This is a genomic window from Arthrobacter sp. SO5 (assembly GCF_020532805.1).
Taxonomy (GTDB): Bacteria; Actinomycetota; Actinomycetes; order Actinomycetales; family Micrococcaceae; genus Arthrobacter.
The window spans coordinates 7,928-23,567 of record NZ_MQTQ01000023.1; the positions used below are offsets into that span (position 1 = coordinate 7,928).

Below are 15,640 nucleotides of genomic sequence, written 5' to 3' on the forward strand. Positions count from 1 at the left end.
AGGGAGAAGCCGGAGTCGGCGTGGCTGATCAGGCCCTGCACGTACGGGCGGTAGTCCGCGGCGGGGTCGTAGTAGTCGACCTTGCCGCCGGTGATCGGGAAGATCAGCGAGCCGTCGGTCAGGGCCGCGGTGCCCACCACGCCGGGGGTGAGCTTGAGGGTTTCCAGGGCCTTGGCGAAGGAGGCATCGAGCTTGACCGCGGTGGAGGTCCCGGTCAGTGCCGGGATCGCGGCCAGCGGCTTGGGCATGGCGGCCATGGCGGAGGAGGAGGCCGTAGAGGTGGCCGGGGCGGAGGAGGCGGTGTTCGCCGGGCTGCAGGCGGCCAGGGAGAACATGAGGGAACCGGCAGCGGCAACGCCGGCGAAGGTCTTGAGGGATGTGCGCATGGGAGTGCTCCTTGAAAGCTGTGGGGTGGTGACCGTTCCCGCGGGTGGTGCTTTACCGAGTGACTCGGGGCGGGCCCGGTGCTTGTCTGTCAGGAGTACTTCGACAGCACAGCCGTCCCGGATGGGTCAGCCCCGATCCGTCACCAATCCGTTACCTCGGGCAACGGGACCGAACAAGGGTCACGGCCACGGCCGCCGTATAGCGGGAACCGGTCGCCGTCGGCGCTACGAGGAGCCCAACGACGTTGTCAGGAGGGTTCCCCCCACCCCGACCAGGACCGCACCGGAACCACCGACGATGAGCCGGTGAACACGGGGGCGGGCGAGAACGGCGGTCACTTGCTTCAACGCATGGACCAACAGCACGTACCAGGCCAGGGCGATCAGCAGGAAGATGCCCGCCATGAGGGCGTGCTGGCCCAGGGACGGCAGCGGCGCGAGGTTGAATTGCGGGAACAGCGACAAGTAGAAGACGGCGACCTTGGGGTTGAGGAGGTTGCTCACCATTCCCTGCACAAAAGGTGAATTGCCGCCGAAGTGGCGCCGGTCCACAGGCACCGCGGGCCGGCTTCGCGCCCGGGTGAACGCCTCCCGGAGGGCGCGGGCACCTAGATAGAGCAGGTACGCGGCACCGGCGATCCTGACGACCGTTCCCAGAATCTCCGATGCGCCCAGCAGCGCGGTGACGCCGAGGATGGCCAGCAGGGCAAGAATCGTGTTGCCAGCCATGATGCCGGCGGCAGTGGTGGCCGCTGACCCGGGTCCGCGGGGCGCGTTTCTCAGCACCAGGGCGAAATCCGGACCGGGCACGAGCACCACGACCAGGCAGGTCAGCGCGAATGCGACTAACTGCTCAAAAATGTTGGCTGCCTCCGGCGTCTGGTTCTCAAGGCGATGCGGGATCCTGCATGGAACACAGCCCGAATTCCCAGTGCATCACTTTAGCCCATCCGGCGCCGTGGATCCGGGCGCCCGGCGGGGCATACGCGTCCTTCAACCCATCCGGCAGGCCCTACCAGTTGCAGGCATCGCTAAGGCTACAGCTCTGGCTGCTGCATTGCCGGTCGCTGACGCGCCAGTCCGGCTGGGTGGCAGCGACGGAACGCTCGTCTTTCCAGATCGGAATTACCCGCGCACCGCACACCGGGCACCGCGGCTCGACGTGCGCGCGCCTTTGCGCTTTGTTCATCTATCCCCCCAAAGATTCTCCCCGCCCGTATGCGTTCGATGTACGTCCCTCATCCAGGCGGTAGGACGAACCTAACGGTAAATCCACCGAATCTACAAACACGAATGGGGCTGCCCGTGATGGCCCGTTCCCCAGAAGAATACGCAGGGCCACCGGGGTGTTCTACCGGCCGGGGCGTCCGACGCCGTCGTCCGCGGCGAAATGTCCTCATGCCGCCCAGGTCCGGCCTCACAGGAGTAGGGTGTGGCTAACTGACGAAGGGGTCATCATGAGCTACAAATTTCGAACGGTCCGGGTTCGCGGCACCGACCTGGTGGGAACCATTGCCCGCAAGCACGGAAGCGCGGGCGAGATTTACGAAACGTCGAAAGACCCAAGCACGTCGGTAGTACCAGTATTCTTCCCGGCAACGGGGGAAGTCCGCTTTTTCGACAGGTCGGCGCTGGAGGACGTGGTGCCACCGGCCGGCTAGCCGGATATCGCTTGACATGACGCAGGTCACCATCCAATATGGATCATATACGATGTTGTACATGATCTGGAGATGGTCTTGAGCGAAAATATCAGCAACCAGCACGCCGGGCTTCCCGCCGTCGACGCGGCAACTCTCCGGAGGGTCCGGAAGGTCCTGGCTGTCCACCTCTCCTATCCGTCCCGCGCCGCCCAGCGGGGACGCGTCCCGCAGGAGCCGTCCTACTTCATGAAGGCGACGTCCTCGCTGAGCGTCACGGGCTCGACCGTGGAGCGCCCCGCCGGGACCGAACTGCTGGCCTTTGAAGGCGAAATCGCCCTCATCATCGGCCGCACGGCCCGCCGCGTCGGCGTCGAGGAAGCCTGGAGCCATGTGGGCGCCGTGACGGCCGCCAACGACCTCGGCGTCTACGACCTCAAATACGCGGACAAGGGCTCGAACGTCCGTTCCAAGAGCGGGGACGGGTTCACCCCGCTGGGCACGTACCTGGTTCCCGCCGACAGGGTGGACCCCACAGCTTTGCGGATCCGGACCTGGGTCAACGGGGAGCTGGTGCAGCAGGACACCACGCAGAGCCTCCTGTTCCCCTTCGCGCAGATTGTTGCCGACCTGTCGCAGCTCATGACCTTGGAGCCCGGCGACGTGATACTCACGGGCACCCCGGCGGGTTCCTCAGTGGTGGTGCCTGGGGACGTCATGGAGGTCGAAGTCGACACGCCAGCCCACGACGGCGGCACTGCGCTCAGCAGCGGCAGGCTGACGACGACCGTGGTCCAGGGCGAGAGTGCCTTCGCCGATTTTGGTTCCACCCCTCGAATCACCGACCAGGACCGGGTGGAAGCCTTCGGTTCCGCGGCGGCTGCAGGGCTGACACCGGAGGCCCCTGTCCTGACACCGGAACTCAAAGCCAAACTCGGATCCGTTGCCACCGCCACCCTTTCCTCCCAGCTTCGGCGGCGGGGGCTCAATAACGTCAGCATCGACGGGCTGCAGTCCACCCGTCCGGAACGGCGCGTCGTCGGACTGGCACGCACCCTGCGGTACGTGCCCAACAGGGAAGACCTCTTCACAAGCCACGGCGGCGGATTCAACGCCCAGAAACGGGCCATTGACTCCGTCAACGAAGGGGACATCCTGGTCATGGAGGCCCGGGGCGAAAAAGGAACCGGCACCATCGGCGACATTCTGGCGCTCCGCGCCCAGGTGCGCGGGGCGGCCGCCGTCATCACCGACGGGGGAGTGCGGGACTTCACCGCCGTCGCGGGACTGGACATGGTCACCTATTTCGCGAACCCGCATCCGGCGGTCCTGGGCCGCCGGCACGTTCCGTGGGACACGGACATCACGATTGCCTGCGGCGGGGCCACCGTCCAGCCGGGGGACATCATCGTTGCCGACGCCGACGGTATCCTCGTGATCCCGCCGGCGCTTGCCGAGGAACTCGCCGACGACTGCATCCGGCAGGAGCAGGAGGAGGCCTTCATCTTCGAGATGGTCAAGGAGGGCAACAGCGTGGACGGGCTCTATCCGATGAATGCGCAGTGGCAGGAAAAGTACGCCCAGTGGCGCGCCGCTTCCGGCCGGGAACGCTAGGCCACCTCATGGGCATCAGCGCACTCGAAGCCGCCGCCCCCGAGGGCTCCAAGTCCGAGCAGGCCTACCTAAGGCTCAAGCAGCGCATCACCGGCGGGGAACTCGGCCCGGGATACCGCCTGGTACTTAGCACGATTGCCCGGGAACTCGGGGTCAGCGTGGTTCCGGTCCGTGAAGCGATCCGGAGGCTGGAGGCGGAGGGCCTGGTGACTTTCGAACGGAACGTGGGCGCCACCGTGGCAGGGGTGGATCCCACCCTGTACCTGCATACGATGCAGACCCTGAGCATCATTGAGGGTGCGGCCACCGCTTTGGCGGCGCCGCTGATCGATGCCGCCGACCTCGCCCGCGCCAGGGGGCTGAACGAGGAGCTGCGGGCGTGCCTGGCGGATTTCGAACCGGCCCGGTTCACCCGGCTGAACACCGAGTTCCACGCCGTACTCTATGGCCGGTGCCCCAATCCGCACATCCTGGACCTGGTCCACCGGGGCTGGAACCGGCTCGGCGCCATGCGGACCTCAACGTTCAGCTACGTTCCCGGCCGCGCCCATCAGTCGGTGCTCGAGCACGACGCGCTGCTTGAGCTGATCGAGGCCGGCGCTGCCGCCCACGACGTCGAAATGGCCGCCCGCGCCCACCGCACCAACACACTGAACGCTTTCCTGGCGCAGAGCCACCAGCCGCCGTCGGCGCTCTAACCACACCCGAACCCACGCAGAAGGAAGGCCCATCATGGCCGAGCACTACATCCCCGACAACCTGCCCACCCACATCCGGCACTTCATCAACGGCGAGTTCGTCGACTCGATCAACGGAGCGACGTTCGAGGTCCTGGATCCGGTCACCAACGTCACGTACGCGACGGCGGCCGCCGGCCAGAGGGAGGACATCGACGCCGCGGTCCGGGCAGCGCGGCAGGCCTTCACGTCCGGGCCGTGGCCGGGCATGAAGCCGCGTGAACGTGCCCGGATCCTGAACCGGATCGCCGACGCCGTCGAGGCGCAGGAACACCGGCTCGCCGAAATGGAAACCTTCGACACGGGTCTGCCGATCACCCAGGCGAAGGGCCAGGCGCTCCGGGCGGCGGAGAACTTCCGCTTCTTCGCCGACCTGATCGTGGCCCAGTTCGACGACGCCATGAAGGTCCCCGGCGCGCAGATCAACTACGTCAACCGCAAGCCGATCGGCGTCGCCGGCCTGATTACGCCGTGGAACACGCCCTTCATGCTTGAGTCCTGGAAGCTGGCGCCCGCGCTGGCCACCGGCAACACTGTGGTGCTCAAGCCCGCCGAGTTCACGCCCCTGTCCGCGTCCCTGTGGGCGGACATTTTCACCGCCGCCGGTGTCCCCGCCGGAGTGTTCAACCTGGTCAACGGGCTGGGCGAGGAAGCAGGAGACGCCCTGGTCAAGCACCCGGACGTCCCGCTGATCTCCTTCACCGGGGAAACCACCACCGGTCAGACGATTTTCCGCAACGCCGCGGAACACCTCAAGGGCTTGTCCATGGAGCTCGGCGGCAAGTCCCCGTGCGTGGTGTTCGCCGACGCCGATCTCGACGCCGCGATCGACTCCGCGCTGTTTGGCGTGTTCTCCCTGAACGGGGAGCGCTGCACCGCCGGATCGCGGATCCTGGTCGAGCGCGCCATCTACGAGGAGTTCTGCGACAAGTACGCCGCACGCGCCCGGAAGATCGTGGTCGGCGATCCGCACGACGCGCAGACCGAAGTGGGCGCCCTGGTCCACCCGGAGCACTATGACAAGGTCATGGGCTACATCGAAATCGGCAAGACCGAAGGCCGGCTGCTGGCCGGCGGCGGACGGCCCAAAGGCCTAGCGACCGGCAACTACGTCGCCCCGACGGTGTTCGCCGACGTGAAGCCCGACGCCCGGATCTTCCAGGAGGAAATCTTCGGACCGGTCGTGGCGATCACCCCCTTCGATTCAGACGCGGAAGCGCTTCAGTTGGCCAACGGCGTCAAGTACGGGCTCGCTGCGTATATCTGGACCCGGGACCTCTCCAGGGCCCATACCTTCGCGCAAAACATGGAGGCGGGAATGGTGTGGCTGAACTCGCACAACGTGCGCGACCTCCGCACCCCGTTCGGCGGTGTGAAGTCCTCGGGCCTCGGCCACGAGGGAGGCTACCGCTCCATCGATTTCTACACCGACCAGCAGGCCGTCCACATCACCCTCGGACCCGTCCACACGCCCAAGTTCGGCGCCTGAGCCCCCGGGCCCCCAGCCACACACGACACCTCACGACTCGCCTCAACGAAGAGAGAACACCATGAGCACCGACATCCCGACGCCCTCCCTACCGGCACCTGACATCGTGCGCTGCGCGTACATGGAGATCGTGGTCACGGACCTCGCCAAATCCCGCGAGTTCTACGTCGACCTGCTGGGCCTGCACGTCACCGAGGAAGATGAGGACACTATCTACCTGCGTTCCCTCGAAGAGTTCATCCACCACAACCTGGTCCTGCGCAAAGGCCCGATTGCCGCTGTGGCGGCCTTCGCCTACCGGGTTAAGTCACCGGCCGAGGTGGATGCCGCGGAGGCCTACTACCGGGAGCTGGGGTGCCGCACCGAGCGCCGCAGGGACGGGTTCACGAAAGGCATCGGCGACTCGGTGCGGGTGGAGGACCCGCTGGGCTTCCCCTACGAGTTCTTCTACGAAACCGAGCACGTGGAGCGCCTCACCCAGCGCTACGATCTCTACTCCGCCGGCGAACTGGTCCGGCTGGACCACTTCAACCAGGTCACCCCGGACGTGCCGCGCGGCCGGAAATACCTCGAGGACCTGGGCTTCCGGGTGTCCGAGGACATTAAGGATGCCGACGGCGTGACCTACGCGGCCTGGCTGCACCGCAAGCAGACCGTGCACGACACGGCCCTGACCGGCGGGGACGGGCCGCGGATGCACCATGTTGCCTTTGCCACGCACGAGAAGCACAACATCATCCAGATCTGCGACAAGATGGGCGCGCTGCGCATCTCGGACCGGATCGAACGCGGGCCCGGCCGGCACGGCGTGTCCAACGCCTTCTACCTCTACATCCTGGATCCCGACGGCCACCGCGTGGAGATCTACACCCAGGACTACTACACCGGAGACCCGGACAACCCCACGATCACGTGGGATGTGCACGACAACCAGCGCCGCGACTGGTGGGGCAACCCCGTGGTCCCGAGCTGGTATACCGAGGCCTCCCTGGTCCTGGACCTGGACGGCAATCCCCAGCCGCTGGTCATCCGGACCGAGAACAGCGAGATGGCAGTGACGGTGGGCGCGGACGGCTTCGCGTACACGCGCGAGCCGGCCGAGGAACGCGGCTTCAAGCTGGGGAACCAGCTCTGATGCTGGACCGCAAGGCTGTTGCCGCCATAGCCGACGAGCTGCTTGAGGCCCGAAGGACGCGCACGCCAATCCCGCGGCTGACGGCCCGCTACCCGGAGATGACAGTGGAGGATTCCTATGCCGTCCAGAGTCTGTGGAGCAATCGCCTGCAACAGTCGGGCCGGACCCTCGTCGGCCGGAAAATCGGCCTGACCTCGAAGGCCATGCAGGCCGCCACCGGCATCACGGAACCTGACTATGGCGTGATTTTCGATGACATGGTGCTGGAGAACGGTGCCGCGCTGGCGTGGGAGCAGTACACCCACCCGCGGGTCGAAGTGGAACTGGCCTTCGTGCTCGGCAAACCGCTGTCCGGTCCGAACTGCAGCATCTTCGACGTCCTCGACGCCACCAACTACGTTGTTCCGGCCCTGGAAATCCTGGATTCCCGGATCGAGATGGAGGGCCGGACCATCGTGGACACCATCTCCGACAACGCGGCCATGGGTGCCATGGTGATCGGCGGCAATCCCGTGAAGCCGCGGGACATCGACCTGCGCTGGGTTGCGGCGCTGCTCTACCGGAACCAGGTGATTGAAGAGACCGGGGTGGCGGCCGGGGTGCTGAACCACCCCGCCGCCGGGGTCTACTGGCTGGCCAACAAACTCGCGGCCCACGGTACCGCCCTCGGCGCCGGAGAAATCATCCTGGCCGGATCGTTCACCCGCCCCATGTGGGTCTCCAAGGGCGATTCGGTCTACGCGGACTACGGACAGTTGGGAACCATCACATGCCGCTTCGAGTAGAACCCGGGGAATCCTTCGGCGCGCGGCTGGCCCGCGCCGGCAGTCCCCAGACCGGAATGTGGGTCTGCTCGGGCAGCTCACTGGTCGCCGAAATCTGCGCCGGTTCCGGCCTGGACTGGCTCCTGATCGACGCCGAGCACAGCCCCAACGGGCTCGAATCCATCCTTGCGCAGCTGCAGGCCGTCCAAGGGTATCCGATCCAGGCCGTCGTCCGGCCGCCGGTCGGCGACACCGTGTTGCTCAAGCAGTACCTGGACCTGGGCGTCCAGAACCTGCTGATCCCCATGGTCGATACCGCGGAGCAGGCCGCCGCCGTCGTCCGTGCCGTCCGCTATCCGCCGCACGGCGTCCGCGGGGTCGGCAGCGCCCTGGCGCGGGCCTCCCGCTGGAACCGGATTGATGACTATCTGGGCCGCGCGGACAAGGCCATCACCGTCCTAGTGCAGGTCGAAACGGTGACTGCGGTCAGCAACGTGGCGTCGATCGCCGCCGTCGACGGCGTTGACGGGGTATTCATCGGGCCCTCCGACCTCGCCGCGTCGATGGGACACCTTGGCCAGCAGGACCATCCGGAAGTGGTCTCGGCGGTCGAACACTGCATCAGGACCGTCACCGGCCTGGGCAAGCCTGCCGGGGTGAACGCCTTTGCCCCAGCCACCGCCCGCCGGTACCTGGACGCGGGCGTGGACTTCATCCTGGTCGGCGCCGATGTGGCACTCCTGGCCCGGGGGAGCGAGGCCCTGGCCGAACGCTACGGCGCTGCTGCCGACGGGGAGTCCCGGCCGAGCTACTGACTGGTCGTGGCCGGACGGCCAGCGTCCTGTTGGTGCGCGGTTCGAGTACGGGTTTCGCCGCGCCGCCGGATGCGCTTCTTGACGCGGTACATGTCCAGGTCCGCCTCGGCGAGGAGCCGCCGGGCCAAGTCCTGCCGCAGTCCGGAGTTCAGTGGCAGGACCACCGGGCTGATGGCCCTGCCGACAGAGAGGCTGACTCTCATGGTCTCGCCTTCAACGGTCATGGCTTCCTCGAGGCTGGCGTGGATGCGTCCGGCGACAACGTCCAGTTCAGCCGGGTCGCCAAGCCCCGGGACCACGACGACGAACTCGTCCCCGCTGTACCGTGCGGCCGTATCGGCGGTGCGGATGGCGTTGCGGAGTCTGCCGGCAATATTCTGCAGCACGGTGTCCCCGGCCGCGTGGCCGAGGGTGTCGTTGACGTGTTTGAAACCGTTGACATCGCAGAACAGCAGACCGGTCCTGGTTGCCGCGGCTCCGGCCTGTTGAAGGGCTGCGTCGATCCGCTCCTCCAGCAGCCGCCTGTTAGGCAGCCCGGTGAGCTCGTCGTGCGTTGCACGGTGCCGTGCATCTTCCAGGAGCTGAGTGCGCTCTGCCTCGGTTTCTTCCAGCTTCCTGAGGGCGTGGGCCAGTTCGCGTTCGTAGAGCCTGCGTTCGGGGACGGCGAAGAGGATGATCCTGTCGGTCGCCGCAGCTGACTGGTCCGCCTGGGCTGACTGGTCCGCAGGGGCCGGCGGGGCCGGCGAACGGGAAATGGAGAGTAGAACGGGCTTTCGGGTGCCCCCGGGGCCCAGAATTTCTACCGACAGCTCGGTCAATCCGCCCGTGGCGTCGAGCGTGGGCGTGGCATGGCTTCGAAACATGAACCTGTCGCCCGCGGGCATGAGCTCCAGAAGGCTAGCCCCGAAGAGTTCGTCGCGGGAGCGTCCTGTCCACGCGCAGATGGTGTCATTGGCCTCGATGATGACGCCATCAGCGTGCGCCACGAGGTATCCGGCCGGAGCCCCGTGAAACAGGGCCTGGAAGTCCGTTCCGCCGGGGGAACCGTGGTTCATGTCGCCGGCTGCAGGTAGTTCAACATTGCGGCCGCGGTTTCTTCCGGGGCGCTGGACTGAGGGAAATGCCCGGTGGCCGTCAGCCGCGTCAGGACGCTGTCCTTGATGCCTTGATGGAGATAGGTTCCGACGTGGAACGGGGTCACAACGTCGTCGGAGCTTTGCAGGACCTGGACGGGGATTCGGATCTGGCCGAGGAGGTGCCTGACATCGGACAGGAAAGCTACCCGGGCGAAGTCCCGGCCGATCCGCGGGTTGATGCGGCAGAAGCTGCCCTGAATTTCTCGGTCGAGGTCAGGGGCGTGCGGGGCATTCATGAAGACCGGCGACATGGCGTTGGCCCACACGACGTAGTTGGCGTCGAGGGACTCAAACAGCTCATCCAGATCCTGCCGGGAAAAACCGCCGACGTAGCCGTCGTCGGGGTGGTCCAGGTAGCTGGGCGAGGCGGCGAGGAGCACCAGCCGCGACAGACGCCCCTGTACGTCCTGGGTGGCGGCGCTTACTGCCATCATGGCGCCCACGCTGTGGCCGATCAGCGTCACGTCCCGCAACTCAAGGTCTGCACAGATTTCCAGCAGATCATTTACGTAGGCCTGCAGATCTGAATACCTGTCCGATGCGTAGGCTGACTGGTCCGACTGGCCGGAGCCGACGTGGTCGAAAAGGACCACCCGGTAGCGGTCGATGAAGTGGGGCAGGATCTTTCCCCACATACCCTGATCCGTGCCGAAGCCGTGCGCGAAGAGGAGAACCGGACCGTCCGCGGGGCCGTATACCTGGACGTTGTTTCGTGCCCTGACCCCGGTGACCAGCAACATACATTTCCTCCCAGATCCGGATTTTAGCGACCCGTCCAATCTAGTCGATGCAAAGGTCCCGCGTGGCCCGCCGTCGGGGAGATCATTCCTCTTCACCCGGCGGCAGTCTTTCGACGTTTCGGCGTCTCCTCCCCTCCACGGCAATTCCCACAAGTGCCAGCAGGGCAGCGGCACTCACGGCGTAGAGCAGCCCGCCCCAGGGGGTGTGATCGCCGCCGGACGTATTAAAGGCATCCGCGATGCCCATGCCTCCGGGAAAGGCCACGTACCAGTGCGTTGGCGCTGCCAGGACCAGCAAGCCCAGATAGCCGGCAATGACCTGGCGAACCACTGGCTTTCTGGCCAGAAGCGTGCCGATAAGCACGCCAACTGCCAAGGTAATCCCGGCCAGGCTCCAGGCGAAAACCAGCGGCGCGGCCAGAGATTCACGGGCGGATTCCATGGCCGCGTAGATCTCGCGAAGACTTGCCCCCGGGACAGCCGCCAGCGGATTCCACACCAGAATCTGCAATGCGCCGGCAATCGCGTACGTTGCCACTGCCGCGAAGCCCACGCTGGCCGCGGCCACCGGGGTGCGCTTGGAATCCCTGACCCCATGTTCCATGCAACGAGTGTAATCGCCGTGCGGTTGTGGTTCCCCGACGACAGCCACCCGTACCGGGAACCGGCTGAAGCGGCGGGCCGCACTTTGTGGGCACAATGAACAGGTGACTTCCCTGCCCGTCCCCCTGCACCCTTCCTGCGCCCGCGGCGTGTTCGACGTGGATGCCATCGGTGCCGGCCTGGCCTTTGCGGACGCGTTGGGGGAGCTGGCCGCCGCGCTGCGGGCCGGCGGACCGGCGGCAACGGCAGTGGTCCAGGCTCCCCCCGGCACGGGCAAGACCACCCTGGTTCCGCCGCTGCTGGCCAACATCTTGTCCGCGCATGGGGCGGGGGAGGGCAGGGCGCGGGTCGTAGTCACGCAGCCGCGGCGGGTCGCCGCACGCTCCGCGGCCCGGCGCCTCGCCGCCCTGGACGGAAGCCGGCTGGGGGACCGCGTTGGTTACACCGTGCGCGGCGAACACCAGGCCGGCCCGGGCACCCTGATCGAGTTCGTGACCCCGGGTATCCTGCTCCAGCGGCTGCTCGCGGATCCCGGCCTGGGCGCCACCGACGCCGTGATCCTCGACGAGGTCCACGAGCGCGGGCTCGACACCGACCTGCTGCTCGGCATGCTCGGCGAGGTCCGGGAACTGCGTGGAGACCTCACGGTCGTTGCGATGTCGGCCACGCTGGACGCCCCGCGCTTCGCCGCCCTGATCGGTGACCACGACGGCGGCGGCCCTGCTCCCGTCGTCGACTGCGCGTCTGCGCTGCACGCGCTGGAGGTACAGTGGGCGCCCGCCGCCGTGCCGCGGCTGGACGAACGGGGGGTGGCGCGTGCCTTCCTGGACCATGTTGCGGACACTGCCGCGTCCGCACACAGTGACGCTCTCGCCGGCGGCAAGGACGTCGATGCCCTGGTGTTCGTTCCGGGGGCCTGGGAAGTGTCCTACGTCGCCTCCCGCCTCCGGGGCAGGGTCCACGCGGAGGTGCTCGAGCTGCACGGCCAGATCGGTCCGGCGGAGCAGGACCGGGCCGTCTCCGGGCGGGATCCGGGCGCTCCCGCCAGGATCATCGTGTCGACGGCCCTCGCCGAGTCCTCCCTGACGGTTCCGGGCGTCCGGCTGGTCATCGACTCCGGACTGTCCCGCGAGCCGCGACGCGACGCCGGCCGCGGCATGTCCGGGCTGGTCAACGTGTCCTGTTCCCGGGCATCCGCCGCACAACGCGCCGGACGGGCTGCCCGCCAGGGACCCGGCCGGGTAGTCCGCTGCTACGACCAGAAGGCCTTTGGCGCCGCGCCGGCCCACCGCACCCCCGAGATTGCCGTGGCGGACCTGACCGCCGCAGCCCTGATCCTGGCCTGCTGGGGATCACCCGGCGGGCGGGGCCTCGCCCTCCCGGACGCCCCGCCGGCGGGGTCGATGGCTGAGGCCCTCGAAGTGCTGCGTGAACTCGGCGCAGTCCAGCCGGACGGCCACGCTACAGAGCTTGGAAAGACCTTATCCCGGGTTCCGGCTGACCCGCGGCTGGCCCGCGCCCTCCTGGTCGGTGCCGCCGCCGTAGGCAACCGGAGCGCGGCGGAGGCAGTCTCCCTCGTCGCCGGGGACCAGCGCGCCCCCGGCGGGGATCTTACCCGCCTGCTGTTGTCGCTGCGGAGCGGAAAGGACCCGGCGTCCCGGCGCTGGGCGGACGACGTCCGGCGGATGGAGGCAATCGCACACGGGGTAAGGTCCGGCGTCGTTCCTTCACCCGTTGCGGCTCCGGTGCCGGCTGCGGAGGCGGTGGGCTTCGTCGTCGCACTTGCCTTCCCGGATCGGGTGGCACGCCGCGTTCCCGGTGACGGGCCGGCGCAATACCTGCTTTCCTTCGGAACACGGGCGGGGCTGCTGGCCGGCAGCGCCCTGTCAGGGCACGAGTGGCTCGCCGTCGCCGAAGTTTCACGCGCCCGGGGACGTGCCGCGGCGGGGACCGGGGCTGTCATCCGTTCAGCGGCTCCGCTGGCGGCTGACACGGCGGAGGCCGCCGCCCGTCATCTCCTGAGGGACAGTGTGGAGGCCCGGTTTGGCCAGGGCCGGGTTACGGCCCGGCGGGAACGCCGGCTGGGTGCGATCGTCCTGTCGTCGACACCGGTGCGTCCGTCCGCTGCGGACGGACGTGCGGCCGTGGCCCGCGCCCTCGCGAAGGAGGGGCTGGGAACCATCGGATGGTCGACGGCGGCCGATGCGTTGCGCCGCCGCCTCGGCCTCCTGCGCCGGGAACTGGGGGACCCCTGGCCGGACGTTTCCGAGCCGGCCCTGCTGGCCAGGCTGGACGAGTGGCTCGCGCCTGAACTGGAGGCACTGGCCGGCGGGGCCGCGACGAGCGGGATCGATTTGGCTGATCCGTTGCGCCGGCTGCTTCCGTGGCCTGATGCGGCCCGTCTGGGGGAGTTGGCTCCGGAACGGCTTGAGGTGCCCAGCGGCTCCTGGGTGAAGATCAGCTACCCGGACGTGGACGACGCCGGCGGCCGACCGGTGGTGGCCGTCAAGCTGCAGGAGTGCTTCGGCTGGGACCAGACGCCGCGGCTGGTGGGCGGAAGGGTCCCGGTGCTGTTCCACCTGCTCTCGCCCGCCAGGCGACCCTTGGCCGTGACGGACGATCTGGCTTCCTTCTGGTCCGGGCCCTACGCGCAGGTCCGGGCCGAGATGCGGGGCCGGTATCCCCGGCATCCCTGGCCGGAGGACCCGTGGACTGCGCCGGCGACGGCGCGGACGAAAAGCAGGAACTGAACGCCCGGGCCGCCACGGTGTTACGCAATTGTGACGTAGCACACGGCGCGTTGGGTATCCTAGAGGCGGTCAGGAAGTCGGCCGCCAGTGCACTACAGGGGGCTTTTGACCATGACCAGCAAACTCGGCACTACAGTCGCCGCAGACCTCACGTGGCAATCAGTATTGAAAGCACCAGGGCGGCAAGGGAGCCGGGCCGTCCGGACACACGCGGGGACACGGGCGGGGACGCGCGCGGCGGGTCGGGATTCGGCGGCATGAGGCCGGAATTCGCCTGGGGCTACGGAGCCCTGGCCCATTCGCACCGCGCGAACCCGCTTTTTGATTCCTTCCGCCGCTGGCCCTTGGTACCTTCTTCCCAGCTGCTGCGCCTCCGTACCGCGCTGTTGCAGTGCGTCGAACTGGCGTCCCCGGACAACGGCCGGGATCTCTCGGATTCGGCGAGGAAGCTGTTGCGGCTGGTCACGGATGAGCTGGACCGGCGCAGCGGTGCACCGGCGGGCCCGGCGGTTCCGCCTGCCGGATTCCGGCAGGCCAGGCGCCGTCCGCACGTCTAGGCGGCAGTCTCGAGTACCTGCGGGGCGGGACCTCGGAGCATGTCTTATTTCGACACGTGAATGCCCGCCGCCTTCATCGCGTACGTAACATTGAAGCTGATACAGGCCCCGGCTTGCCATATTTGCTGAAATGGACTAACGAAGATGCCTCTCGAATCATTGCCCGTCCTCGATTTTTCCCGTCTGAATGCGGGGCCGGACGAAGCAGCCCGGTTTCGTGACGAACTCCGTGACGCCATGCACGAAGTCGGTTTCCTCTACCTGGCCGGCCACGGGGTCCCGCAGGAACTGACGGACGCCATGCTGGAGGTCTCCCGCCGCTTCTTCGACCTTCCCGAGGACCAGAAGCTCGCGGTTGAGAACGTCCGCAGCCCGCAGTTCCGCGGCTACACCAGGGTCGGCGGGGAACTCACTGACGGCGCTGTTGATTGGCGCGAGCAGATCGACATCGGCGTCGAGCGCAGTACCGTGGAGCCGGGTCCGGGAGTGGCCGAGTACTGGCGGCTCGAAGGGCCCAACCTGTGGCCCGAGGCGCTGCCCGAAATGCGTGCCATTGTCTCGGAGTGGACCGCGCGGCTGAGCGATATTTCACTCACCCTCCTGCGGGCCCTGGCGGTGTCCCTCGGGGCGCCCGAGGATACCTTCGACGCCGCGTTCGCCGAGCGGGCCTTTCCGTTGCTCAAAATTGTGCGTTATCCGGGGGAGTCCAACCCGGAGCCCAAGCAGGGTGTTGGCTCGCACCGCGACGGCGGCGTGCTGACGCTGCTGCTGGTGGAGCCCGGAAAGGGCGGGCTCCAGGTCGACTATCAGGGGAAGTGGATCGACGCGCCCCCGGTGCCGGGAGCCTTCGTGGTCAACATCGGCGAGATGCTCGAGCTGGCCACGAACGGTTACCTGAAGGCAACGCTGCACCGCGTGATCTCACCCCTCAAGGGCACCGACAGAATCTCGCTGCCGTTCTTCTACAATCCGGCGCTGGACGCTACCATGCCGCAGCTTGCGGTGAACCCGGACTTCCAGGCCCGGGCCCGCGGCCTGTCGGTCGATCCGACGAACAGTCCGATCCTGGAAACCTACGGCGACAATGCCCTCCGCTACCGGATGCGGGCGCACCCGAACGTCGTCGAGGAACACCACATGGACCTGCTGACGAGCTGAGCGCCGGTTCCCGGCTGGTGCGGGGCACTGGGGCGCCCGGAACATCAGTGGTGATGGAGCACCGGCTGTGGAAGAAGTGGGTCAGCTCCGAGGCCTGCCCGGATCACCGTTGTGTA

14 protein-coding genes and 1 pseudogene are annotated in these 15,640 nt (G+C 67.4%); 10 read left to right on the top strand and 5 right to left on the bottom strand.

Going from position 1 to position 15,640, the window contains the following annotated elements; all coding sequences use genetic code 11:
• A pseudogene (locus tag BJG92_RS04230) lies at nt 1–386 on the bottom strand (hypothetical protein); the annotation flags it as partial.
• 225 nt (nt 387–611) lie between these two features.
• A complete protein-coding gene (locus BJG92_RS04235) occupies nt 612–1,196 on the bottom strand; it encodes a LysE family translocator (RefSeq protein ID WP_232082774.1) in 585 nt (194 codons plus the stop codon).
• 647 nt (nt 1,197–1,843) lie between these two features.
• On the opposite strand from BJG92_RS04235, the gene BJG92_RS04240 reads away from it, so the two are divergent.
• The 7 genes from BJG92_RS04240 to BJG92_RS04270 all read left to right on the top strand — a co-directional run bounded on the left by BJG92_RS04240 (nt 1,844) and on the right by BJG92_RS04270 (nt 8,580).
• The gene (locus BJG92_RS04240) at nt 1,844–2,047 is read left to right on the top strand and encodes a hypothetical protein (RefSeq protein WP_232082775.1); all 204 of its coding nucleotides are present in this window, start codon (nt 1,844–1,846) and stop codon (nt 2,045–2,047) included.
• A gap of 72 nt (nt 2,048–2,119) precedes the next feature.
• The gene (locus BJG92_RS04245; RefSeq protein ID WP_232082776.1) at nt 2,120–3,640 is read left to right on the top strand and encodes a fumarylacetoacetate hydrolase family protein; all 1,521 of its coding nucleotides are present in this window, start codon (nt 2,120–2,122) and stop codon (nt 3,638–3,640) included.
• Nucleotides 3,641–3,648: 8 nt separating this feature from the next.
• A complete protein-coding gene (locus tag BJG92_RS04250; RefSeq protein WP_232082777.1) occupies nt 3,649–4,338 on the top strand; it encodes a GntR family transcriptional regulator in 690 nt (229 codons plus the stop codon).
• Between the two features lie 34 nt (nt 4,339–4,372).
• Entirely contained in the window at nt 4,373–5,866 is a 1,494-nt protein-coding gene (gene hpaE / locus BJG92_RS04255) for a 5-carboxymethyl-2-hydroxymuconate semialdehyde dehydrogenase (protein WP_232082778.1), read from the top strand.
• A gap of 61 nt (nt 5,867–5,927) precedes the next feature.
• A complete protein-coding gene (hpaD, locus tag BJG92_RS04260; protein WP_232082779.1) occupies nt 5,928–7,001 on the top strand; it encodes a 3,4-dihydroxyphenylacetate 2,3-dioxygenase in 1,074 nt (357 codons plus the stop codon).
• Nucleotides 7,001–7,786, top strand: a complete 786-nt coding sequence (gene hpaH, locus BJG92_RS04265; RefSeq protein WP_232082780.1) for a 2-oxo-hept-4-ene-1,7-dioate hydratase — start codon at nt 7,001–7,003, stop codon at nt 7,784–7,786. The genes hpaD and hpaH overlap by 1 nt, the downstream gene beginning before the upstream one ends.
• Nucleotides 7,771–8,580: an aldolase/citrate lyase family protein gene (locus BJG92_RS04270; protein WP_232082781.1), complete on the top strand. Its 810-nt coding sequence runs from the start codon at nt 7,771–7,773 to the stop codon at nt 8,578–8,580. Before hpaH ends, BJG92_RS04270 begins: the two co-directional genes overlap by 16 nt.
• Here BJG92_RS04270 and BJG92_RS04275 read toward each other — a convergent pair.
• The 3 genes from BJG92_RS04275 to BJG92_RS04285 form a co-directional block, all read right to left on the bottom strand.
• Nucleotides 8,574–9,635: a sensor domain-containing diguanylate cyclase gene (locus BJG92_RS04275; protein WP_232082782.1), complete on the bottom strand. Its 1,062-nt coding sequence runs from the start codon at nt 9,633–9,635 to the stop codon at nt 8,574–8,576. The two genes, BJG92_RS04270 and BJG92_RS04275, sit on opposite strands and share 7 nt — an antisense overlap.
• Nucleotides 9,632–10,456, bottom strand: coding sequence for an alpha/beta fold hydrolase (locus BJG92_RS04280; protein WP_232082783.1), 825 nt, complete (start codon nt 10,454–10,456; stop codon nt 9,632–9,634). Before BJG92_RS04280 ends, BJG92_RS04275 begins: the two co-directional genes overlap by 4 nt.
• Before the next feature lie 82 nt (nt 10,457–10,538).
• Nucleotides 10,539–11,060: a hypothetical protein gene (locus BJG92_RS04285; protein WP_232082784.1), complete on the bottom strand. Its 522-nt coding sequence runs from the start codon at nt 11,058–11,060 to the stop codon at nt 10,539–10,541.
• Nucleotides 11,061–11,163: 103 nt separating this feature from the next.
• Between BJG92_RS04285 and hrpB the strand changes: the two genes are divergently transcribed.
• The 3 genes from hrpB (at nt 11,164) to BJG92_RS04300 (ending at nt 15,524) form a co-directional block, all read left to right on the top strand.
• Nucleotides 11,164–13,809, top strand: coding sequence for an ATP-dependent helicase HrpB (gene hrpB, locus BJG92_RS04290; protein ID WP_232082785.1), 2,646 nt, complete (start codon nt 11,164–11,166; stop codon nt 13,807–13,809).
• 257 nt (nt 13,810–14,066) lie between these two features.
• Entirely contained in the window at nt 14,067–14,366 is a 300-nt protein-coding gene (locus tag BJG92_RS04295; protein ID WP_232082786.1) for a hypothetical protein, read from the top strand.
• Nucleotides 14,367–14,510: 144 nt separating this feature from the next.
• Nucleotides 14,511–15,524 (top strand): isopenicillin N synthase family oxygenase, encoded by a 1,014-nt coding sequence (locus BJG92_RS04300; RefSeq protein WP_232082787.1) that lies wholly within the window; start codon nt 14,511–14,513, stop codon nt 15,522–15,524.
• The last annotated feature ends 116 nt before the right edge of the window (nt 15,525–15,640 follow it).